General features: G+C 47.1%; 22 protein-coding genes. 12 read left to right on the top strand and 10 right to left on the bottom strand.

Annotated features, from left to right (window positions below; translation table 11 throughout):
* Positions 1 to 101 precede the first annotated feature (101 nt).
* Genes DW965_RS21685 through DW965_RS15415 form a run of 4 tightly spaced genes read left to right on the top strand, consistent with a single transcriptional unit; the run spans position 102 to position 3,574 of the window.
* Positions 102 to 659, top strand: coding sequence for a GntR family transcriptional regulator (locus tag DW965_RS21685; RefSeq protein ID WP_330421228.1), 558 nt, complete (start codon positions 102 to 104; stop codon positions 657 to 659).
* On the top strand, positions 635 to 1,219 hold the full coding sequence (locus tag DW965_RS21690; protein ID WP_330421229.1) for a substrate-binding domain-containing protein: 585 nt from the start codon (positions 635 to 637) through the stop codon (positions 1,217 to 1,219). The genes DW965_RS21685 and DW965_RS21690 overlap by 25 nt, the downstream gene beginning before the upstream one ends.
* A 32-nt stretch (positions 1,220 to 1,251) precedes the next feature.
* A complete protein-coding gene (locus DW965_RS15410; RefSeq protein ID WP_334294850.1) occupies positions 1,252 to 2,844 on the top strand; it encodes a xylulokinase in 1,593 nt (530 codons plus the stop codon).
* Positions 2,845 to 2,878: 34 nt separating this feature from the next.
* On the top strand, positions 2,879 to 3,574 hold the full coding sequence (locus DW965_RS15415) for an L-ribulose-5-phosphate 4-epimerase (RefSeq protein WP_022461490.1): 696 nt from the start codon (positions 2,879 to 2,881) through the stop codon (positions 3,572 to 3,574).
* A gap of 114 nt (positions 3,575 to 3,688) precedes the next feature.
* Here DW965_RS15415 and DW965_RS15420 read toward each other — a convergent pair whose 3' ends face one another.
* Positions 3,689 to 4,717, bottom strand: a complete 1,029-nt coding sequence (locus tag DW965_RS15420; RefSeq protein ID WP_117812866.1) for a LacI family DNA-binding transcriptional regulator — start codon at positions 4,715 to 4,717, stop codon at positions 3,689 to 3,691.
* A 312-nt stretch (positions 4,718 to 5,029) separates the two neighbouring features.
* Between DW965_RS15420 and DW965_RS15425 the strand changes: the two genes are divergently transcribed.
* The 5 genes from DW965_RS15425 (at position 5,030) to DW965_RS15445 (ending at position 11,054) form a co-directional block, all read left to right on the top strand.
* On the top strand, positions 5,030 to 6,403 hold the full coding sequence (locus DW965_RS15425; RefSeq protein WP_117760371.1) for an ABC transporter substrate-binding protein: 1,374 nt from the start codon (positions 5,030 to 5,032) through the stop codon (positions 6,401 to 6,403).
* A 27-nt stretch (positions 6,404 to 6,430) separates the two neighbouring features.
* Positions 6,431 to 7,303: a carbohydrate ABC transporter permease gene (locus tag DW965_RS15430; RefSeq protein ID WP_022461493.1), complete on the top strand. Its 873-nt coding sequence runs from the start codon at positions 6,431 to 6,433 to the stop codon at positions 7,301 to 7,303.
* Positions 7,303 to 8,163, top strand: a complete 861-nt coding sequence (locus DW965_RS15435) for a carbohydrate ABC transporter permease (protein WP_022461494.1) — start codon at positions 7,303 to 7,305, stop codon at positions 8,161 to 8,163. The genes DW965_RS15430 and DW965_RS15435 overlap by 1 nt, the downstream gene beginning before the upstream one ends.
* 117 nt (positions 8,164 to 8,280) lie before the next feature.
* Positions 8,281 to 9,600, top strand: coding sequence for a glycoside hydrolase family 32 protein (locus DW965_RS15440; protein ID WP_118594786.1), 1,320 nt, complete (start codon positions 8,281 to 8,283; stop codon positions 9,598 to 9,600).
* 134 nt (positions 9,601 to 9,734) lie between these two features.
* A complete protein-coding gene (locus tag DW965_RS15445; RefSeq protein WP_117509063.1) occupies positions 9,735 to 11,054 on the top strand; it encodes an aspartate kinase in 1,320 nt (439 codons plus the stop codon).
* A 233-nt stretch (positions 11,055 to 11,287) separates the two neighbouring features.
* Here DW965_RS15445 and DW965_RS15450 read toward each other — a convergent pair whose 3' ends face one another.
* The 9 genes from DW965_RS15450 to DW965_RS20115 all read right to left on the bottom strand — a co-directional run bounded on the left by DW965_RS15450 (position 11,288) and on the right by DW965_RS20115 (position 17,953).
* Positions 11,288 to 12,592 carry a tyrosine-type recombinase/integrase gene (locus tag DW965_RS15450; protein ID WP_117524129.1) on the bottom strand — a complete coding sequence of 435 codons (1,305 nt, stop codon included), beginning with the start codon at positions 12,590 to 12,592 and terminating at the stop codon, positions 11,288 to 11,290.
* 3 nt (positions 12,593 to 12,595) lie between these two features.
* Positions 12,596 to 12,832: a helix-turn-helix domain-containing protein gene (locus tag DW965_RS15455; protein ID WP_117524131.1), complete on the bottom strand. Its 237-nt coding sequence runs from the start codon at positions 12,830 to 12,832 to the stop codon at positions 12,596 to 12,598.
* Positions 12,833 to 13,259: 427 nt separating this feature from the next.
* Complete coding sequence (locus tag DW965_RS15460) at positions 13,260 to 13,517, bottom strand: helix-turn-helix domain-containing protein (protein ID WP_087361314.1); 258 nt, start codon at positions 13,515 to 13,517, stop codon at positions 13,260 to 13,262.
* Positions 13,498 to 13,938 carry an RNA polymerase sigma factor gene (locus DW965_RS15465; RefSeq protein WP_033120017.1) on the bottom strand — a complete coding sequence of 147 codons (441 nt, stop codon included), beginning with the start codon at positions 13,936 to 13,938 and terminating at the stop codon, positions 13,498 to 13,500. Before DW965_RS15465 ends, DW965_RS15460 begins: the two co-directional genes overlap by 20 nt.
* 444 nt (positions 13,939 to 14,382) lie before the next feature.
* Positions 14,383 to 15,297: a sensor histidine kinase gene (locus DW965_RS15470; protein WP_014081148.1), complete on the bottom strand. Its 915-nt coding sequence runs from the start codon at positions 15,295 to 15,297 to the stop codon at positions 14,383 to 14,385.
* 14 nt (positions 15,298 to 15,311) lie between these two features.
* Positions 15,312 to 16,118, bottom strand: coding sequence for an ABC transporter permease (locus tag DW965_RS15475; RefSeq protein WP_055057437.1), 807 nt, complete (start codon positions 16,116 to 16,118; stop codon positions 15,312 to 15,314).
* On the bottom strand, positions 16,111 to 17,031 hold the full coding sequence (locus tag DW965_RS15480; RefSeq protein ID WP_015533989.1) for an ATP-binding cassette domain-containing protein: 921 nt from the start codon (positions 17,029 to 17,031) through the stop codon (positions 16,111 to 16,113). Before DW965_RS15480 ends, DW965_RS15475 begins: the two co-directional genes overlap by 8 nt.
* An 84-nt stretch (positions 17,032 to 17,115) precedes the next feature.
* On the bottom strand, positions 17,116 to 17,781 hold the full coding sequence (locus tag DW965_RS15485; protein ID WP_117524133.1) for a response regulator transcription factor: 666 nt from the start codon (positions 17,779 to 17,781) through the stop codon (positions 17,116 to 17,118).
* Positions 17,774 to 17,953, bottom strand: coding sequence for a helix-turn-helix domain-containing protein (locus DW965_RS20115; protein ID WP_015533991.1), 180 nt, complete (start codon positions 17,951 to 17,953; stop codon positions 17,774 to 17,776). Before DW965_RS20115 ends, DW965_RS15485 begins: the two co-directional genes overlap by 8 nt.
* A gap of 160 nt (positions 17,954 to 18,113) precedes the next feature.
* Here DW965_RS20115 and DW965_RS15495 point away from each other — a divergent pair, with 160 nt between their 5' ends.
* The 3 genes from DW965_RS15495 to DW965_RS15505 all read left to right on the top strand — a co-directional run bounded on the left by DW965_RS15495 (position 18,114) and on the right by DW965_RS15505 (position 20,335).
* Entirely contained in the window at positions 18,114 to 18,464 is a 351-nt protein-coding gene (locus DW965_RS15495) for a helix-turn-helix transcriptional regulator (RefSeq protein WP_117524190.1), read from the top strand.
* A 231-nt stretch (positions 18,465 to 18,695) separates the two neighbouring features.
* On the top strand, positions 18,696 to 19,025 hold the full coding sequence (locus DW965_RS15500) for a plasmid mobilization protein (RefSeq protein WP_117524135.1): 330 nt from the start codon (positions 18,696 to 18,698) through the stop codon (positions 19,023 to 19,025).
* Entirely contained in the window at positions 18,986 to 20,335 is a 1,350-nt protein-coding gene (locus DW965_RS15505) for a relaxase/mobilization nuclease domain-containing protein (protein ID WP_117524137.1), read from the top strand. The genes DW965_RS15500 and DW965_RS15505 overlap by 40 nt, the downstream gene beginning before the upstream one ends.
* Positions 20,336 to 20,362: the final 27 nt, after the last annotated feature.

Below are 20,362 nucleotides of genomic sequence, written 5' to 3' on the forward strand. Positions count from 1 at the left end.
CGATACTCCTGAGCGTCCCTTTCTCACAACAAAAAATACAACTTGTCACGACAACCGTACAAGTTGTATTATAAATTCCAGAAAGGGGAATCACCAATCACATGGAACCAACCACCGGCAAAGCCAAATACTACACCCTGATGGAAGCCCTAAAAGAGCAGATTCTCTCCGGAACCATAAAACCCGGCCAGAAGCTTCCCTCCGAAAACGAACTGACCCGGGAATACGCCCTATCACGCCACACTGTCCGAAAGACCCTCGCTCTTCTCGAAAATGAAGGCTACATTACCGCCCAGCACGGCAAAGGAACCTTCTGCTCCGAGCGCGTAATCCAGCGTCATAATTCAAAAAACATCGCCGTCACCACCACCTACCTGTCCGACTACATCTTCCCCCGCCTCATCCAGGGAATGGATCGAGTGCTGAGCGAAAACGGCTACAGCATTATCTTAAAGAACACCTGCAACAGCCGCTCCAAAGAAGAAAAAGTCTTAAAAGAACTCCTCGACAAGCCCATCGACGGCCTCATCATCGAGCCGAGCAAAAGCCAGATCCTCTGCCGCCACATCAACTTGTACGAAATGCTGGACAAGTACCAGATCCCGTATGTCTTCATCCAGGCTGCTACCCCCAAATGGCAGACAAGCCCTGCATTCTGATGGATGACTGCAAAGGCGGCTATCTGCTGACCCGGCACCTTTTAGAGACCGGCCGACGAAACATCATCGGCATCTTCAAGGCCGACGACAGCCAGGGCGCCCAGCGCCATAAAGGCTACGTGCAGGCGCTGCAGGAAAGCGGAATCCCGTATGATCCCGAAAACGTCATCTGGTTTCACACCGAGGACCGGAAAACCAAACCGTCCCTGATGCTTTCCATGCTGCTCGACAGCAAAAAGTCCGTCGATGCCGCCGTCTGCTACAACGACCAGATCGCGCTCGCCGTCATCTCCATGCTGGAAGAAAAGGGAATCTCCGTGCCGGAAGACATCGCCGTCACCGGATACGACAACTCGCTGATCGGCCAGAGCAGTCCGATCGGGATCACGACCATTGCCCATCCGCAGGAAAAACTCGGTGAGATGGCAGCAGAGCTCATTCTCGAAAAAATCAGAAAAGTCCCGGAAGAAGAAAGCAGCGTCAAACGCCTGATTTCCCCGGAACTCATCGTAAGAGAATCCACCGCAGGAAAAAATCTGTCAACAGAGACGAAAAAATAGAAAAGAACCCAAGGGAGGAAAAAACAATGGGAATGGATGCAAAAACAGCAATCCTCGAACAGAAAACAGCACTTGGTATTGAGCTCGGCTCAACCAGAATCAAAGCCGTCCTGATCGGCGCAGACAACGCCCCGATCGCATCCGGAGATCACGAGTGGGAAAACCGCTACGACAACGGCGTGTGGACCTACACCCTCGAGGACATCTGGACGGGCCTGCAGGATGCCTATACCAAAATGGCAGCTGATGTTAAAGAAAAATACGACATCACCCTGACCCGCGTCGGAGCCATCGGCTTCAGTGCCATGATGCACGGCTATATGGCATTTGACAAAGCAGGAAACCTCCTCGTGCCGTTCCGCACCTGGAGAAACAATATCACAGAAGAAGCAAGCGAGAAGCTGACCGATCTTTTCGGATTCCACATCCCGCAGAGATGGACTATCGCCCATCTGTATCAGGCAATCTTAAACGGTGAGCCGCATGTGGCAGATATCGACTACGTGACAACCCTTGCCGGATACATTCAGTGGAAAATGACCGGCGAGCGTGTCGTTGGTGTCGGCGAGGCATCTGGAATCTTTCCAATCGATTCTGAAACCAACACTTACTTTGCCGACATGATCGCCAAATTTGACGAGGCAGTCGCAGACAAAGCATATTCATGGAAAGCACTCGATGTTCTGCCGCACGTTCTGACCGCAGGTGACAATGCCGGTGTTCTGACAAAAGAAGGTGCCGCACTTCTCGACATGTCCGGAAATCTGGAAGCAGGCATTCCGCTCTGCCCGCCGGAGGGAGATGCCGGAACAGGTATGGCAGCAACAAACAGCGTCCGCGTCAGAACCGGAAACGTGTCTGCCGGAACTTCCGTTTTTGCTATGATCGTTCTGGAGAAGAACCTTTCCAAAGTATACCCGGAGATCGATATGGTAACAACCCCGTCCGGTCATCCGGTTGCCATGGTGCACTGCCAGAACTGTACTTCTGATCTGAATGCATGGGTCAATCTCTTCCGTGAATTTGCGCAGACCTTCGGCATGGAAATCAGCACGAATGATCTGTTCGGCAAGCTGTACAACAAAGCCCTGGAGGGCGACGCAGACTGCGGCGGACTCCTTGCCTACAACTACTTCTCCGGCGAGCACGTAACCGGCTTCAACGAGGGCCGTCCTGTCTTCGCACGTACTCCGGATGCGAAATTCAATCTGGCAAACTTTATGAGAGTCAACCTGTTTACTTCCCTTGGCGCCTTGAAAGTCGGCCTTGATATCCTGATGAAAGAGGAGCATGTGCAGGTCGACCAGATTCTCGGCCACGGCGGTCTCTTCAAGACAAAAGGTGTCGGCCAGAAGATCCTCGCAGGTGCCATCGACGCACCGGTTTCCGTCATGGAGACAGCAGGAGAGGGCGGAGCCTGGGGCATCGCACTGCTGGCTTCTTATATGATCAACAAAGAAGAGAATGAAACACTCGAGGATTACCTCGATGCAAAAGTCTTCGCAGGAAATGCCGGAACCAAGATGGATCCGGACCCGGCAGACGTCGCTGGATTTGAAGTATTCACCGAGCGCTACAAAAAAGGCCTGCCGATTGAGCGTGCAGCAGTAGAGAGCTTAAAATGAACCATCGTTTGGGAAAGACAGAAAGGACAACACAATGTTAGAAGAACTGAAAAAAAGAGTATACGAAGCCAACATGCTTCTTCCAAAATACGGACTGGTTACCTTTACCTGGGGAAATGTCAGCGAGATTGACCGGGAAAGCGGTCTGTTCGTCATCAAACCAAGCGGCGTGGATTACGACCTGCTGACACCGGACGATATGGTTGTCATGGATCTGAACGGAAACAAAGTAGAAGGACGCTACCGTCCGTCTTCTGACACCCCGACCCATCTGGAGCTGTACAAAGCATTTCCGGAGATCGGCGGCATTGTTCACACCCATTCCTCCTATGCGACAAGCTGGGCACAGGCGGGAAGAAGCATTCCGTGCTACGGAACAACCCATGCAGACTACATCTACGGTGAAGTACCGTGCCTGCGCTGCCTGACAAAAGAAGAGATTGACGAGGCATACGAGGAAAACACCGGCCATCTGATCGTCAATGAGTTCAAACGGATGGGAAAAGATGTAAAAGCCGTTCCGGCCGTTCTTTGCAAGAACCACGGACCGTTCACCTGGGGCAAAGATGCGCATGAGGCTGTTCACAATGCTGTTGTCCTCGAAGAGGTTGCCAAAATGGCATACCGTGCCGAGACCATCAACCCGAGAATCCAGCCGGCACCGCAGGAGCTGCAGGATAAACACTATTACCGTAAGCATGGTGCAAATGCTTATTACGGACAGAACTAAAAAAGAGTAAGAAGATAAGAAAAGTGTCATCCACAAGCTGCAGGGCACACAGCCCGCAGGTGGATGACACTTTTTTGATAAAAACATTTTTATGATAGAAATCTGCTTTTAAAATCAAGTGGTCGTCTGACGCCGGATCAGAAGCGGCGGAACGGTCTTGTGAACCGGCTCGGCAAGCGGCACCGGGTGGCGTTTTTTCCGTTCCTGCATCTGGGAGACCAGAAGGGAAACAGCCTCGTCTGCAATCTGGTCAATCTGCTGGCCGACAGTGCTGATCGGATAGATAGCCTGCTCGGAAATCGGCGCACCGTCGAAGCCGATGAGTTCGTAATCGTTCGGCAGGGTATGGTACTTGCGGATCAGAAGATTTAAAAGAATATTGGCATGATCATCGTTGGAGAGGAAGATGCCCTTTTTCTGACCGGCATATTTTTGTTCGATGTTGTCAAAGATTTCCTGCAGCGGTGCTGCGGCTTCCTGATAGGAGAGTCCAAAATCCCGAATGATAACCTTGTGCGGTACACCGGCCTTTATACAGGCATCCTGGAAACCGGCGAGACGGCGGTAGGCAGGAACATTTTCTTTGGTCGGTGAGTTCAGATGAATCAGGACATCACAGTGGTTATGAATCAGAAGCGAAGTCGCTTCGTACGCGCCGAGGTAGTTGTCTGTATTGACACTGCTGACGAACTGGTCTTCGCGCTCAATTGCAACGACCGGGATCTGCAGATCGGAGAGTTCGCGGGAGGAGAGTGTATGGGAGAGGACGATGAGGCCCTCGATTTTGTACGACATCAGCTCCTGAATGTAGCGGTGCTCCGTCTCGTCGTGGCCGTTTCCGGCGAAGACGAGGAATTTATAGCCATATTTCTCATAAGAAGCAAGAATCTGATTCAGCATCTCGGAATAGTAGTTCATGGAGAGACTCGGGATCAGGACGCCGACAAATTCGGTCTGTCCGTTCGCGAGAATTTTTGCCACTTTGTTTTCTTTATAGTTCAGTTTATCCAGTGCATCGGAAATGATCTGCTGATTTTCCGGTGTCAGGGAATCCGGGTTGTTGAAATACCGGGAAATGGTTGTTTTGGAAAAATGCGTGTACTGTGCAATATCATTAAAGGTTACATTTTTTTTTCGTGCCATAAGTTCAAGTGTCCTTCCCTTCAAAAGTGTTGCGTGAATCATGTAAGCTTTCAGAAAAAAACAAATAATATATGAAGATAGTATAACATTTCTCGCCCGCCGGAACAAGCGGGAATCGGTTAAGTAACCGGTTTTGTAAAAGTTCCACAAAAGCCAAAAACAAAATTATGGAAAATCACGAAAAGTAAAGAAAATATTGACGAAACCCACTGTCAATGCTATGATAAAGACAATGAAAGTAACCGGTTACTTGACCGGTTACACAAAACGAAGGACAGGACCAGCTGTCCAGAGATAACAGGAGGAATTGTGATGAGAAAGAAATTTAGTGCCAGGGCGGCAGCTCTTGGAATGTCTGGCGTGCTTCTTACTTCTGCACTGACCGGATGCACCTTCGGCTTCGCAAGCGATCCGGATGACCCGAACGCAGTAAAAGAAGAAGTGCCGATCGACATGACCACCGATACCTTCCAGTACGATACGTCGCTTTCCGGAACGAGTATCGTCATCATGAACACAAAAGCAGAAATCCAGACAGCACTGGAAGAGATTGCAAAAGTGTTCGAGGAGAAAGCAGGCGTACATATTGAGATCATGCCGGTAACGGACGGCGATTCTCCTTATACCAAAGTAGTCAGCCTCTACAACTCCGGAAACCCGCCGACACTTTCCATTCTGGATACGACCGATGTCATTGCACTGGCAGAAGAAAAAGCAGCCGACTTAAGCAATGAAGCATGGACCGGCGAGGCAGAAGAGTACCTGACCAAAATCAACGGAAAGGTTTACAGCTTCCCGCTTTGTATCGAGGGCCGCGGTATTATCTACAACAAGAGCGTGATTGAAGATACCTTAGGTACCGAGTTCGATCCATCCGATATCAAAACCCAGGACGATTTCGCAGCACTTCTCCAGAGCCTGCGGGACAACGGAATGAAGAATCCGATCTCCATGGCAAAAGAAGACTGGTCCCTTGGAGCACACCAGCTGCAGTACATCTACGAGACATACAACGGAACCTCCGACGGTGCAGCAGAAGTCATCAACGAGCTGAAGGACGGAACCTTATATCTGCCGGACTACACCCGCATGAACGAGTTCCTGAATACCTTTGACCTGTTAAAAGAGTACAACGTAGCAAAGGGCGATCCACTCGGCGCAGATTACGATGAGATGGCAATTGACCTGGCAGACGGAAAAACCGCTTTCTGGTTCAACGGAAACTGGGCATGGCCGAACCTTGAGGAGGCAGGAGCCGAGACGACCGACGAGTACGGTTTCCTTCCATACTTCCTGAACAATGATCCGGACGACTTCGTCAACAGCAAAATCCAGGCATCCCCGTCCAAACAGATCATGCTGGATGATATCGTGGCTACCGACGAGCAGAAAGCAGCAGCAAAAGAGTTCCTGAACTGGCTGGTTTACAGTGAGATCGGACAGCAGATGGTTGTAAAGACCTGCAGCCTGATCCCTCCGTTTAAAAACAACCCGAACGAGCCAAGCGATCCGTTAAGCCGCGACATTTACGAAAAAGTACAGAACGGCGGAGCATTCAACGCATCTGCGATCGTGCCGAACGATCACTGGTCTGTCCTTGGTGCGGCAATGCAGAAATATCTGGCCGGAAGAAGTGACCGCGAGGAACTGATAGATTCCATCCAGGCATACTGGGATGAGCAGTAAGCCGGAGGATATGAAGGAGGAACGAAAATGAAATCAAGCAACAAGGGAAAAGATTTCTGTGTATTTGCGCTGCCGGGCCTGTTCTGCTTCCTGGCAGTCGTCATGGTACCGTTTATCTACGGTATTTACCTGACCTTAACCGACTGGAACGGTGTTTCCAGCGTGAAAAACTTTGTAGGACTTTCCAACTTCGCAGCCGTTATGCGCGACGCGCAGTTCTGGAAATCCCTGCTGTTAACCTTTAAATATGTCATTGCGGTTGTTGTTCTCGTCAATGTGATCGCCTTTTTACTGGCTTATATTCTGACCCGCGGCATCAAAGGTCAGAACTTCTTCCGCGCCGGATTTTTCACCCCGAACCTGATCGGCGGTATCGTACTTGGATACATCTGGCAGTTCGTATTCTCCCGTGTTTTCGTCAGCATCGGTGAGACCACAGGATGGAGCCTGTTTGAAATTTCCTGGCTTTCTACCCCGAACAAAGCATTTGCAGCGCTGGTGCTCGTTTCAGTATGGCAGCTGGCAGGCTATATGATCCTGATCTACGTCGCCGGCTTTATGGGACTTTCCGAGGACGTGCTCGAGGCGGCAAGCATCGACGGTGCATCCGGCTGGGTAAAAATGAAAAACATTATCCTTCCGCTGATGATGTCCTCCGTTACTATCTGCCTCTTCCTGACCCTGTCCCGTGCGTTCATGGTATACGATGTCAACCTGTCCTTAACCGGCGGTGCTCCGTACGGAACCACCGAGATGGCAGCCATGCACGTATATGAGAAAGCATTCACATCGAGACAGTTCGGTGTCGGCCAGGCAGAAGCCTTTATCCTGTTTATCATTGTAGCCTGCATCAGCGGTATTCAGGTATACACCACCAAGAAGAGGGAGGTTGAAGCATAATGAATCAGAAGAAAATTGGCGGAACAAAGAAAAAAGTAACTGACGCGCTGGCTATGCTCCTTATGATCATCGTTTTCTGTGCGTTCATGTTCCCGTTTGTCATGGTTATCATCAACTCCTTAAAACAGAAACGTGATATCATCAAGAGCCCGTTCTCCTGGCTGTTTACGATCAAAGGTCTTTCGTTTGACAACTTTGTAAAAGCATTCAATCAGATGAACTTCCTGAATGCCTTCAAGAACTCTCTGGTTGTAACCGTAACAGCAACCGTACTGGTTACGGTACTCGCAGCTATGCTGGCTTACTACATCGTGCGTAATGTCAACGTATTTTCCAATATCATCTTTGCACTGATGGTTGCATCCATGATCATTCCATTCCAGGCAATCATGATCCCGCTTGTCAGTGTATACGGCGGAACCTTAAACATTCTGAACCACAGACTGACCCTGATCTTCATGCACACCGGATTTTCCATGGCGATGTCCGTGTTCATGTTCCACGGATTCATCCGCGGAAGTATCCCGCTGGCGCTGGAGGAGGCCGCTTACATCGACGGCTGTACCCACACCCAGACCTTCTTCCGCATCGTGTTCCCGCTGTTAAAGCCGATCATTTCCACCATGGTAATCATGAATGCGATGGCATTCTGGAATGACTTCCTGCTGCCGTCCCTGGTGCTGACCGACAAAAAGCTGCTGACTCTGCCGCTTTCCACCTACAGCTTCTACGGAACTTACTCCGCAGATTACGGAACCATCATGGCAGGTCTTCTGCTCTGCGTCATCCCGATCCTGATTCTGTACGTGGCACTGCAGAAACAGATCATCAACGGTGTCGTAGCCGGAGCAGTCAAATAAGTAAATCATAGAAATCAAGAACAAGCCGGGCAAAGGAGGGCGGAATTAAAAATGCTTTCTTTTTCCGGCTTTTCTTATCAGAGACAACAAGAAAGAGACAGAAAGGAAATCAAACACATGAAAAACAGATTACACGTAAAAGCGCCGGGCAACTGGGTGAATGACCCGAACGGCATGATTTATTATAAGGGACAGTATCATCTTTTTTATCAGCATTTTCCGTACGCGCCGCGCTGGGGCACCATGCACTGGGGCCATGCGGTGAGTCCGGATCTGATTCACTGGGAGCATGTCGGCGTTGCCCTGTTCCCGAGTCTTTCCGAGGACCAGAACGGCTGCTTTTCCGGAAGCGCAGTAGAAGAGAACGGCGTGATGCATCTCTTTTACACGGGTGTTCACTATAATCAGGTAAATCCGAAGGATATTCATCAGTGCCTTGATCAGGATTTTACCTCGGCGCAGCTTCACCTTACTTCGAAGGACGGTATGCATTTTGATGTCTTCGGGGATAAGGAGGTTGTTATCCCGGCACTCACCGATCCGGAAATCGGCGACAATACGCACACGCGTGACCCGAAAGTCTGGAAGGGAAGCGACGCATGGTATATGGTGCTTGGAAGCACGACGAAGGATCACAAGGGCGAGGCATTATTCTATAAGAGTGAGGATCTTTCCCACTGGCATCTGGCCGGACAGGCGACGACGAAACAGAAGCTCGGCTGGATGTGGGAGTGCCCGGATCTCTTTAACGTAAACGGACGCAGCGTCTTTGTATTCTCCCCGATGGAACTGATCGAGGACCCCGACGGCTATGCGGATCGGGCGATCTGTATGCTGCCTGAGTTTGATGAAAAAACCTGCACAATGAAATTTCCGGAGAACTGGCAGCTTCTGGACTGCGGCGGTGACCTCTATGCACCGCAGACCATGACGGATGCGGACGGAAACCGGATTTCCATCGCATGGCTTCGGATGCCGGAACCGGTAGATGGTATATGGCAAGGCATGTTCTGCCTGCCGCGTGTGGTGGATGTACAGAACGATCATATTTACTTCCGTGTTCTGCCTGCCATCCGCGACGGATTCTGCAAAAAGACGGATTCCCTCGTTTCGGCATGCGGAGAGTGTGCCATGATCCGCGCCGAATTAAAAGAGGGTGAGAGCCTGGAAATCGGCGGCTATAAGATCTGGCGGCAGAGCGGAAAAGTCTGCGCAGACCGCACGGATGTCTATCCATCCGGTGCAAAAGGATGGCTTCATGCCGAGACGCCGCAGTTAAAAGAGGGCGATCTTCTTGAGATTTTCGTGGATCCGAATATGATCGAAATCTATGCAAACAACGGCGAGTACGTATTAAGCCAGGCAGTTTACGGGCTTGGAGAGACATTCTCCTATGAAATGGAGAAAAAACCGGAAATTTATCTGTGGAATGAATAAATCAGCCCAAAAAGTTCTTGACGCATACGGGATTTTGTTCTAATCTAGTACGTAACAGCTTTCTAACGTTAAAGTGACGGGCTGAAAAACGAGATTTCGAAAGATATCCGAAAAGAACGCAAGGAGAGATTATTATGAAGAAAGTAGTAAAATTCGGCGGCAGTTCCCTCGCGAGCGCAGAGCAGTTTAAGAAGGTCGGAGACATCATCCGCGCAGATGAGGGAAGAAGATACGTGGTACCTTCCGCTCCTGGAAAACGAAATTCTGCTGATACGAAAGTAACCGATATGCTGTATGACTGCTATCGCACTGCAGTTGCTGGAAGAGATTTCAAGAAGAAACTGCAGAACATCAAAGCGAGATATCAGGAGATCATCGACGGTCTGAACCTCAGCCTGGATCTTTCCCCGGAATTTGAAAAAATCGCAGAAAACTTTGCCGCAGCAGCCGGAGAGGACTACGCCGCATCCCGCGGAGAGTACCTGAACGGTATCGTGATGGCAAATTATCTGGGATATACGTATATTGATTCTGCAGAAGTGATCTGCTTCGATGAGAACGGAAACTTCCTTGCAGACAAGACTGACGAAGTGCTCTCCGAGCGTTTAAAAGATCTGGATAACGCAGTCGTTCCTGGATTCTACGGCGCAAAACCGGACGGAAGCGTAAAAACCTTCTCCCGCGGCGGATCCGATATCACTGGTTCCATCGTGGCAAAGGCCGTACACGCTGACATCTACGAGAACTGGACCGATGTTTCCGGTTTCCTGGTAACCGATCCGCGTATCGTCAAGGATCCGGAAGTCATTTCCACCATTACCTATCGTGAGCTGCGTGAGCTTTCCTACATGGGAGCTACCGTCCTTCATGAGGACTCCATCTTCCCACTCCGTCAGGAGGGAATCCCGATCCACGTGCTGAACACCAACGCACCACAGGATCCGGGAACCATGATCGTGGAGAATACCTGCAGTAAACCGAAATTTACAATCACCGGTATCGCAGGAAAGAAAGGCTTCGCATCCATCACGATTGAGAAGAGCATGATGAATACCGAGATTGGCTTTGGCAGAAAAGTACTTGGCGTCTTTGAGGATAACAATCTTTCCTTTGAGCATATGCCGTCCGGCATCGATACCATGACGGTATTTGTTCATCAGAGTGAGTTTGCAGCAAAAGAACAGCAGGTTATCGCAGGACTGCATCGTGCCGTACAGCCGGATTCTATTGATCTTGAATCCGATCTGGCGCTGATCGCTGTTGTAGGCCGCGGCATGAGAAGAACGAGAGGCACTGCCGGAAGAATCTTCTCCGCACTGGCACACGCACACGTCAACGTTAAGATGATCGATCAGGGTTCCAGTGAGCTTAACATCATCATCGGCGTGGAGAATCGCGATTTTGAGACGGCAATCAAAGCAATCTATGATATCTTTGTCGTAGCACAGATCTAAAATGAATCTATAAAAAATAGTAGAATTTTTCTCTCTGCCGCAAGATGATTTTAGGTCGGTTGAGGGATTAGAAAACGCCGGAAACCCGCATAAACTCTATGTTTTTGCGGGTTCTCGGCGTTTCTTTTATCGCCTGTATTAGTGGTGCTTTTTCGGTAAATGGTGCCCAAATGGTGCCCAAATCCCACGCGGGGCTATAAAACGATATAAGAAGCGGTAAAGAGATACAGCGGTTAAAGCTCTAAATCGCTGCTCTTTTTCTTTGCCGCGCTCTTTGCTTTCTTCGGCTCGGCTTTCTCTGCCTTTGCCGGGTCAGACTGTTTGACCGCCCCATGATAAGCGTCTAAGACTTCTTTCTTGCGTTCAAGCCGCACGTCCACATAACGGGCGGTAACAGCTTCAAAGTTCATAGACAGTCCAAGCGATACGCCGATACCCGCAAGCGTATGTCCTAACACTTCGCCTACGGTGTAGAAGTCGCCTGTCAGTTGGTGCATATTCGTAGCCGCCGTATGGCGTAAATCGTGAAAGCGGATATGCGGCATATCCAAATCTTCAAGCAGTTTTCCAAACTGGGAAGATACCCACGACGCGGAGATAGGGGAACCGTCCGGCTTCGCTACAACAAGGTCATTGTCATAGTATGGTTTTCCGTCTTTTTCTGCCTGTTCGCGCTGCGCTTCCTGCATAGCAAACTGTTTGAGGAAGAACGGGCGGGCAAGCTCTGTGATAGGCAGCTTTCGCCCGTTGGATTTCGGCGGTGCCATTTCCTCAATGACTTTTGTTTTCGACGGCACCTTAAAGGGTAGCTGCTCGGAAACGTCAAAGGTGTTGTTTTCCAAATCCACATTACGCCAGCGCAAGCCCAGGATTTCAGAACGGCGCATACCGTAAAGCCCGCCTAAGATAACGGGCATTTCCCAAACGGTACCCTCGACGCGCTGCATAAGGGCTTTTACCTGTTCCGGCGTATAAGGGTCGGGGGTCTTGTCGCTCTTTCCAAACTTCGTAAGCGTGTCCTTTGCTGCGTTTGTTTCGATATAGCGGTATTTCCGGGCATGGCTCAACGCCACGCTCAAAACACGCTTTGCCCCGGCTGCGGTGGACGGTTTCAAGCCTTTGTCAATAATCTGCTGAAACATTTTGTCTACCATAGCGGGGGTAAGCTGATTAAGGGCAACGCCGCCGATATAGGGATTGATATAGTTTGCAATCGTCTTTTTGTACCCGTCGTAAGTAGAGGGGCGCAAGTTCACTCTTGCATAGCTTTCCACCCATTCATTCAGATAGCTTGCAACGGTCTGTTTCCGCTGTGAAGCGATAGACGCAATCTGCCCCGGATTATGGAGCTTTGCTTTCATCTCTGCTTCATGCTGCGTTGCTTCCTTTTTTGTCGGAAAGCCCTTTTTGGAATAGGTTTTCTTTTCCCCATTCGGGGCGGTGTACTTGATATTCACGTCGTAAACTGTTCCCGGTCGCCCGGTCAGTACGCCGTTGCTGTCGCGTTTATTCTTAACCTGCCTTGTTGATATAGCCATAGCTTAACCTCCCTGTCGTGCCGGGGGCTTCGCTGTCGTCTTTGCCCTGTGATACCAGTCCCAGATTGCAGCGTCAGCTATCAAACGGCGGTTTCCATTCTGTATATATTCAAGCTCGCCGCTATCCATAAGCTCGCGCAGCTTATTTTCCCCGATACCGCTAAGCTTGCTCATTTGCTCAACGGTCTTTAACATAGGGAATACAGGGATAGCGGGGCTTGTTGTTTCCTTTTTTGCCATAGGAAAATACCCCCTTTCATAAATGGCTAAAAAGTCAAGTTACAAAAAGTGGGCTTTAACCGGGCGGCTGTTAGCACAACCTCGCGGGAATTGCACCCCTGCTCATTTAAGGCAGCTTTACCCATTGCCTGCGACGCTCTGAACGCTCGGACTGTGGCTGTAAAGGCTTATCTCCCCTCAATGCGTGTCGTCGCCCGCAAGCTGCTAACTTGCTTTCCATCGTGGTGTTTCTCGCTCGGCTTTTCCCGATAGGGGAATAGCGTCATGGCGCACCCTCTGTATGGCTCGGCGCAAAAAGGACGTACCCGGTTTGCCCTATACTGCGTCGCCGTTATCTTGCGTCGCTTTCTTTGTCAAGGAACATACGGGGCTGCTGCGGATTGATACGAAACGAAAAAGGGGTTAAGACGTTTCGGTATCGGTGCAGCTATTCAGCCCTAAATGTGAGGATTGCCCTCATTAGCCTTGCTTGCAGCCGTTGGCGAATATCCTCGTCAACGCCAAAATAGACGTTTCCGCGCTCGTCGCAGAGCTTTCTCATAGAAAGGCTCGCTATGTAACCGCTAAAGTGCTGCAAGACAATTTTCATAGCGTCCGGGTCGCCCTTTGTCGCTGCCACAATGACAGGATAGGGAACAAGGGCAACGTCCGGGAAGTCAGATTGTTTACCATTCGTCCCATTCATCAGCGTGTTCCTCCAAATATTTCTTCAAGATTTCAAAAGAGCTTGTCCGTCTGTACTGTATCGTGCTGCGCGACGTATTGAATAACTTTCCAATCTCCACGTCGGTCATGCCCTCGAAATAGTACAGCATGATAGCTTTCCTTTTTTCTTCCGGCAAAGTGCGGATTGCTTCAAGCAACAGCTTCGGCGTGATTTTCTTTCCCGCCTGCTGATAGCTCGGCTCGGCTTCTTCGTCTTGAAAATACTTGTCAAGCGTGTAAAGCTGCCGCTCCTCATGCAAGGCAAGGTCGGAAAACGACACTTCCTTTGCTCTGCGACGCCGGATTTCCTCATGGGCGTTGCAGGCTTCGTTGTGCAGCACCCGTTTACAGAAACTTTGAAAGATACATTGCTTCTGAAATTCCACGCGATTAGGTTCCATGTTCTCACCTCCTTTCGTGCCGAAAGTAGGTAGTACCTCCCCTTTTCGCGGGATAATACAGGCGATTTTTTCAAACGCCGAATGAAAGCGAAACTTTTTTGAAAAAACCTCCCGAAAATGCAAAATGCGCCTGTCTGCAAGACGCAGACAAGCGCAAGGGAATTGAAAGCGGTATTCAGATGATTTGACAGTTCATATCTAAGGGTAGAAGTGTCCCCGGCGATGGTCGGGCTTTTTTTGATAAGTCAAAGAAAGTAGAATATTGTCGATATGGTTTATCGCTCATGGCGGCTACCTCCTAAAGCCGCCGTTTTATATGGCTATGGGTCGTCGCGCAAAAAGAAACGGCGGCTCTGAAAATCAAAGCCGCCGTAATTTAGAAATGGCGCGTGAAAATACCTCTGCTTTGCGACGGCTTTTTTTCTTTTGCCGTCGTCCGGCAGATTATTTCTTTATGAGTAAGGGCGAAAAATCAATCGTAATCATAAAATTATGGTCATGTATTTCAATTATTGGATTTGTACAATTCATCATAAGTAATAGCTTTTTCACAATGTAAAGTCCTTGTCCAGACGTACCATTACTTCTTGAAACATCTGCTACATAAAAGCGTTCCAACAGTTTTGAATATTCTTCTGTAGGAATAGATGCAACAGGATTTTTAATACAGAGTTGTACAGAATCTGCGATATTAATTAGTTGAATTACAACATTATTTGTAGTGGATGTTACCGCATTGAATATAAGATTTTGTATAATGCGAATACACGCCTTTCTGTCAGCATTAAGATAGATGTCCATATTAGGTATTTCTATTTGGGGTTCAATTCCATTAACGCTGAAAATCGAATAATTGTCTAGCAGGATTTCAGTAAGCAATGAGCATAGCTCAACCTTTTCATAGTAAAATGGATATTGTCCTGCTTCTAAAAGAGAGATTTGATAAAAGTCATCTATGAGACGTTCTAATCTCAATGCTTTTCCGGATAATGCTGAAATATATTCCGCTCTTTTTTCATCAGGCGCACTTGATAGAAGTTGCAAATATCCGCGAATGGAAGTTAGTGGTGTCCGTAAATCATGAGAAAGGCAAGAAATATTCTCTTTTAATTCATTCTCCTTTTTTTGAATTTCGCCCAGATAAATATTATCTTTTGATACAATCTGATTTATGATTTCAACCAAATGCTCTAACCGCCTATCAGATAAAGACACTGTAACTAACTTTTTCGTTTTTCTATTCAGAATAGCATTTAGTTGGACGATTACTTTATATATCTGTATTTTCCAGTTAATTAAAGAAATTGAAAGGATAATGACCAATGCTATCAGAACAAGAAACATAATCGCCCAACCCATATTCTACCTCCCTTTTACTTGATTTCTTTTCTAATCATAATAAGACCGCCAACAATCAAAAGAGAAATGCACCCTATGAAATAGAATGGTAAATGCTCAATAATACCCATTGTGCGACAAGAGCTGAAATTCATCCAATAGTACATAGGATTTCCATATACAAAAAATTTTAAGGGTATTGAAACCGTCTCCATATCACTCCATAGCATTAAGTAAACAGACGCTCCACTGAATACATATAAGCAGCAAATCCCTGTTACAATCCCTGTATTTTGAATAACGACACATAAAAAAATAGAAATGCTTTCTAATGCTAATAAAACCGTTCCGCAAGCAAGAGCCCATCCCAAAAGGTTTATTACTTCACTCGCAGTTGGAATGTAACCGGATTGTATGATTTCAATAACGAAAAATGTAGCTACAAAAATCAGATACGTTATCAGAGACACCACCAATATTGTAATCGCTTTGGTGTAGTAGAGAATAGTTCGTTTAGTGCCGTATGCAACAGATAATTTGATTGTACCCGTATTATATTCTTTTGTAAAAAATATGGTTGCAAATAAAATGCCAATAATCCAGAAAAAGGCTGTATATGCAAGAGATGAGCGGGCAACAGTTTGAAACGTTGGTATTTCACTAGATAGATAACACTTAGCTTGAAATCCGATTACACTTTCTGTTCCATCTCCGGCTCCAAAAAAAGTCATGTCACCAAGTGCAAAAGAGACCATTATAACCGCCGCACATACGCCTAATATAGTTATCAATATCTTTGAGTGACGCAATTTATAAAATTCAGCTTTAAAATGGTTAATCATTTTGGCACCCTCCTATCAAATTAGTGTAATAAGTTTCAAGACTATCTCCAGATTGTGCTAACTGATAAATCGTAATGTTATTTGCACTTAGCAACGCTGATACTTTTCCGGCATTTTCAACATAATCATATAGATGAATACTTTTGTCTGGCATAACAGAAAAATTTGAAGTATTCAGTTTGCTTTCCAATAAAACACTAGCAGCAGCTACATCATTCACTTGCAACAACAAATGCTTTTTGCAGCGTTTGTCTAACTCTGTAGCGGTAATTTCCTGTAAAAGTTTCCCCTCATGTAAGATACCATATCTATTTGCTAATTGATGAAGTTCCGTGAGAATGTGACTTGAAATCAAAATAGTGATTCCACGTTCTTTATTTAGTCTTTTGAGTAAGTTTCTTAATTCGATAATTCCAGTAGGGTCTAGTCCGTTAATTGGTTCATCTAGTACGAGAAATTCAGGATTCCCAAGCAAAGCGATTGCGAGAGCTAGTCTCTGCCGCATACCCAAAGAGAAATCTTTTGCTTTTTTCTTTCCGGTATCTTTCAAACCAACTAATGCTAAAGCATTATCAATGCAACCTTTTCCTGGAATACCGCGTTGCAAACGTTGTACCTCCAAATTTTCATAGGCTGTCATATCAAGATAAAGAGAAGGGCTCTCAATAATACAGCCAATGCGCTCACGCTGCTTTGCAAGTTTCTTATTGCTTTCACCGAATAAAGCAATTTTGCCAGTAGTAGGTTCTGCCAGTCCGGTTAGTAAACGAATCATTGTTGTTTTACCGGCACCGTTTTCTCCGATAAACCCATAAATATCTCCTTGCATTACAGACATAGATACTTGATTTAGGGCTAGTGTATTGCGATACTTTTTTGTGATGTTGATAGCTTCAAAAACTGTTACGTTCATTTTTTCACAGCTCCTTTCTTGTTATTTAGTATCGCAGACAATTCCTTGAATAATCTAAAGGTAAAGCTAAAGATTATCTAAAGCTCACTTTGCAAATCGGTAACCCAAGCCCCATATGGTCTTAATTCGGCAGCCTTCGCCCTTTAATTTTTTTCGTAAGTTACTTATATGTGTGTTAATGACATCATTATCCCTTGCAAATGGTTCTTGCCAAATACTTTCATAAAGATTTTGCTTAGAAAAAACTTTATCAGGATATTTCGCCAGTAGTTCTACAAGTTGATACTCTTTTGCTGTAAGCACAATAATTTCGTCTGCAACAGTAACTATTTTTGAAGATGTATTAATGGAAAGTTCTCCAAAGGTCAAACAAAGATGGGGAGTATCTTTTTGACTTCTTAGCAAATTGCGTTCAATTCGCGCTAGTAATTCGTCCAAATCAAACGGCTTTGTTAAATAGTCATCAGCACCCAAGCGTAGCAGTTCGACTTTGTTGAATGTTAAACTTTTTGCAGAAACAACAATTACAGGTACATCTGAAAATTTTCTGATATTTCTAATTAATTCGTCTCCACTGATAAAAGGAAGCATTAAATCTAAAATAATTAAATCTGGGGATAATTCTTTTATGCGTTCAATCGCATTTGCACCAGTAAGTGTGAAGAAGACTTGATAATTGTACTTTTCCAGATGGTCTTTTATCATAACGCAAATTTCTTTATCATCTTCGATAATTAAAACATTATTCATGTTGAAACTCCTTTCTGCGTCTATCAGTTGGCTTTTCCACGTCTTTTGGTATCAGCCACATACTACCAAATTTTGAAACGCCCGGTATGCGCTCCCCCTCACAAAGTTTCTGCACCCGTCTTTCTGAAATGCCCCATTTGCCCGCTGCTTCTGCACAAGACATATATTCCATAAGCCACCCGTCCTTTCTTCAAAGTTTATCAGTATAATTATATACGGTATGGCGAATAATAGCAAGTGCGGAAATAGGCATTATTTAGGTTCGTTATAGGAAGTATATAGACATATCCAAGAAGAAAGGGGAACAGTAAAATGTAACTGGGTGAATGAATATGGCAAAAAGACCAGTAGAAAAGTACGACTTCAAGGCTTTTGGGCAAGCAATAAAGAACGCGCGGAAAGAGCGCAAAGAGAGCCGCAAGAAAGTAAGCGACGAAATGTATATTTCCCCGCGTTACCTTGCAAACATTGAGAACAACGGGCAGCACCCAAGTTTACAGATTTTCTTTGAGCTTATGCTGCGCTATCATATATCCGTAGACCAGTTTCTTTTAGATACGCAGCCGGAGAAAGACACAAAGCGGCGGCAGCTTGACGCGCTTCTTGATGATATGAGCGATACAGGAATACGGATTGTTACCGCGACGGCGAAAGAAATTGCAGAAGTCGAAAACGAAAACTAAATAGGCTTTAGGAAGCGTTGTAATCTTTTTGAGATTGCAGCGTTTTTCTTTTGTGTAAGTTTGGCAAAACGGGGCTTTCCGTTGTAGTAAGGATTAAGAAAAAACTTTCGTAGCAAGCATAGGAAGCGGGTACCCACTTCCGTATTTTCGCCCTCCTGCGCTGCGGCACGTCGGTTGAAAATGGCTTGTTGGGAAGTGTCCCAAACCCTCGGAATGGAAAGGAGCGAAAGCATGGACGGACGCAAAAGAACGGTACAAATCAAATTCAGAGTAACAGAAGCAGAACGGGATTTAATTCTTGAAAAAATGAAGCTCGTCCCCACCCGGAACATGGCGGCATATCTTAGGAAGATTGCCATTGACGGATACATTATCCAAGTAGACCACACCGACATAAAAGCCATGACAGCGGAGATACAGAAAATCGGTGTCAACGTCAACCAGATTGCAAAGCGCGTAAACAGTACGGGCAGCGTCTACCAAGAGGACATAGAGGAAATAAAGGGGGTGCTTGCGGAGATATGGCGGTTACAAAGATTAAGCCTATTAAAAGCACGTTGAGCAAAGCCCTTGACTATATCCAAAATCCCGATAAGACGGACGGGAAAATGCTTGTGTCCTCTTTTGGCTGCTCCTATGAAACGGCAGACATTGAATTTGAATATACCTTGTCGCAAGCTCTCCAAAAGGGCAACAATTTAGCCTTTCATCTGATACAGTCCTTTGAGCCGGGGGAAGTGGATTATGAAACCGCCCACAAAATCGGAAAGCAGCTTGCCGACGCGGTAACAAAAGGGCAGCATGAGTATGTATTGACGACGCACATTGACAAAGGACACGTCCATAATCACATTATTTTCTGCGCGGTCAATTTTGTAGACCACCACAAGTATAATTCCAATAAGCGTAGTTATTACGGCATACGGAACATGAGCGACAGGCTGTGCCGGGAAAACGGCTTATCCGTCATTGTCCCGAAAAAGGGAAACAAGGGAAAGAGCTATGCAGAGTATCAAGAGGAAAAAACGGGAACCAGTCGGAAAGGCAAGCTGAAAATCGCCGTTGACGCACTCATTCCCCAAGTGTCCAGTTTTGAGGAATTGTTACAACGGCTGCAAGCTGCGGGCTATGAGATAAAGCCGGGAAAATATGTGTCCTGCCGCGCTCCCGGACAGGAACGCTTTACCCGTCTTAAAACCCTCGGCGCAGACTATACAGAGGAAGCCATAAGGGAACGCATAGAGGGCAAACGCGCCCGCGCTGCGAAAGCTCCCCGCGCAGATCGCGGCGGCGTTAGCCTGCTGATTGACATTGAAAACAGTATCAAGGCGGCGCAGAGCAAAGGCTATGAACACTGGGCGAAAATCCACAATCTGAAACAGGCAGCTAAGACCATGAATTTCTTGACGGAGAATAAGATTGAACAGTACGCGGATTTAGTCAGCCGGATTGAGGAAGTGGCGGCAGAAAGCGAACAGGCGGCAGACGTATTAAAGGGCGTTGAAAAGCGGCTTGCAGATATGGCGGTGCTGATGAAGCACGTCGCCACTTATCAAAAGACAAAGCCTGTCTATGACGCATACCGCAAGGCAAAGAACAAAGAGCGATACCGCGCCGGACATGAGCGCGATATTATCCTCCATGAAGCTGCGGCAAAGGCACTCAAAACGGCGGGCATTACAAAGCTCCCCAATCCCGCCACGCTGCAAAAGGAATATGAAGCACTCCAAGCGCAGAAAGAAGCCCTTTACGCCGATTATGGCAAGCTGAAAAAGAAAGTCCGGGAATATGACGTTATCAAGCAGAACATAGACAGCATTTTGCAGACAGGAAAGCAGCCGGAACGGGGCAAGGAAACAGAGCGCGGATAAACAGGCGCAAAAAAAGACAGGACGCGG

Source organism: Blautia sp. AM47-4, from assembly GCF_003479865.1.
Lineage (GTDB): Bacteria > Bacillota > Clostridia > Lachnospirales > Lachnospiraceae > Fusicatenibacter > Fusicatenibacter saccharivorans.

What these genes read in the sequence shown, in the direction of transcription:
- DW965_RS21685 (WP_330421228.1), top strand. Translation starts at nt 102, where the DNA reads ATGGAACCAACCACCGGCAAAGCCAAATACTACACCCTGATGGAAGCC.
- DW965_RS21690 (WP_330421229.1), top strand. Translation starts at nt 635, where the DNA reads ATGGCAGACAAGCCCTGCATTCTGATGGATGACTGCAAAGGCGGCTAT.
- DW965_RS15410 (WP_334294850.1), top strand. Translation starts at nt 1,252, where the DNA reads ATGGATGCAAAAACAGCAATCCTCGAACAGAAAACAGCACTTGGTATT.
- DW965_RS15415 (WP_022461490.1), top strand. Translation starts at nt 2,879, where the DNA reads ATGTTAGAAGAACTGAAAAAAAGAGTATACGAAGCCAACATGCTTCTT.
- DW965_RS15420 (WP_117812866.1), bottom strand. Translation starts at nt 4,717, where the DNA reads ATGGCACGAAAAAAAAATGTAACCTTTAATGATATTGCACAGTACACG.
- DW965_RS15425 (WP_117760371.1), top strand. Translation starts at nt 5,030, where the DNA reads ATGAGAAAGAAATTTAGTGCCAGGGCGGCAGCTCTTGGAATGTCTGGC.
- DW965_RS15430 (WP_022461493.1), top strand. Translation starts at nt 6,431, where the DNA reads ATGAAATCAAGCAACAAGGGAAAAGATTTCTGTGTATTTGCGCTGCCG.
- DW965_RS15435 (WP_022461494.1), top strand. Translation starts at nt 7,303, where the DNA reads ATGAATCAGAAGAAAATTGGCGGAACAAAGAAAAAAGTAACTGACGCG.
- DW965_RS15440 (WP_118594786.1), top strand. Translation starts at nt 8,281, where the DNA reads ATGAAAAACAGATTACACGTAAAAGCGCCGGGCAACTGGGTGAATGAC.
- DW965_RS15445 (WP_117509063.1), top strand. Translation starts at nt 9,735, where the DNA reads ATGAAGAAAGTAGTAAAATTCGGCGGCAGTTCCCTCGCGAGCGCAGAG.
- DW965_RS15450 (WP_117524129.1), bottom strand. Translation starts at nt 12,592, where the DNA reads ATGGCTATATCAACAAGGCAGGTTAAGAATAAACGCGACAGCAACGGC.
- DW965_RS15455 (WP_117524131.1), bottom strand. Translation starts at nt 12,832, where the DNA reads ATGGCAAAAAAGGAAACAACAAGCCCCGCTATCCCTGTATTCCCTATG.
- DW965_RS15460 (WP_087361314.1), bottom strand. Translation starts at nt 13,517, where the DNA reads ATGAATGGGACGAATGGTAAACAATCTGACTTCCCGGACGTTGCCCTT.
- DW965_RS15465 (WP_033120017.1), bottom strand. Translation starts at nt 13,938, where the DNA reads ATGGAACCTAATCGCGTGGAATTTCAGAAGCAATGTATCTTTCAAAGT.
- DW965_RS15470 (WP_014081148.1), bottom strand. Translation starts at nt 15,297, where the DNA reads ATGGGTTGGGCGATTATGTTTCTTGTTCTGATAGCATTGGTCATTATC.
- DW965_RS15475 (WP_055057437.1), bottom strand. Translation starts at nt 16,118, where the DNA reads ATGATTAACCATTTTAAAGCTGAATTTTATAAATTGCGTCACTCAAAG.
- DW965_RS15480 (WP_015533989.1), bottom strand. Translation starts at nt 17,031, where the DNA reads ATGAACGTAACAGTTTTTGAAGCTATCAACATCACAAAAAAGTATCGC.
- DW965_RS15485 (WP_117524133.1), bottom strand. Translation starts at nt 17,781, where the DNA reads ATGAATAATGTTTTAATTATCGAAGATGATAAAGAAATTTGCGTTATG.
- DW965_RS20115 (WP_015533991.1), bottom strand. Translation starts at nt 17,953, where the DNA reads ATGGAATATATGTCTTGTGCAGAAGCAGCGGGCAAATGGGGCATTTCA.
- DW965_RS15495 (WP_117524190.1), top strand. Translation starts at nt 18,114, where the DNA reads ATGGCAAAAAGACCAGTAGAAAAGTACGACTTCAAGGCTTTTGGGCAA.
- DW965_RS15500 (WP_117524135.1), top strand. Translation starts at nt 18,696, where the DNA reads ATGGACGGACGCAAAAGAACGGTACAAATCAAATTCAGAGTAACAGAA.
- DW965_RS15505 (WP_117524137.1), top strand. Translation starts at nt 18,986, where the DNA reads ATGGCGGTTACAAAGATTAAGCCTATTAAAAGCACGTTGAGCAAAGCC.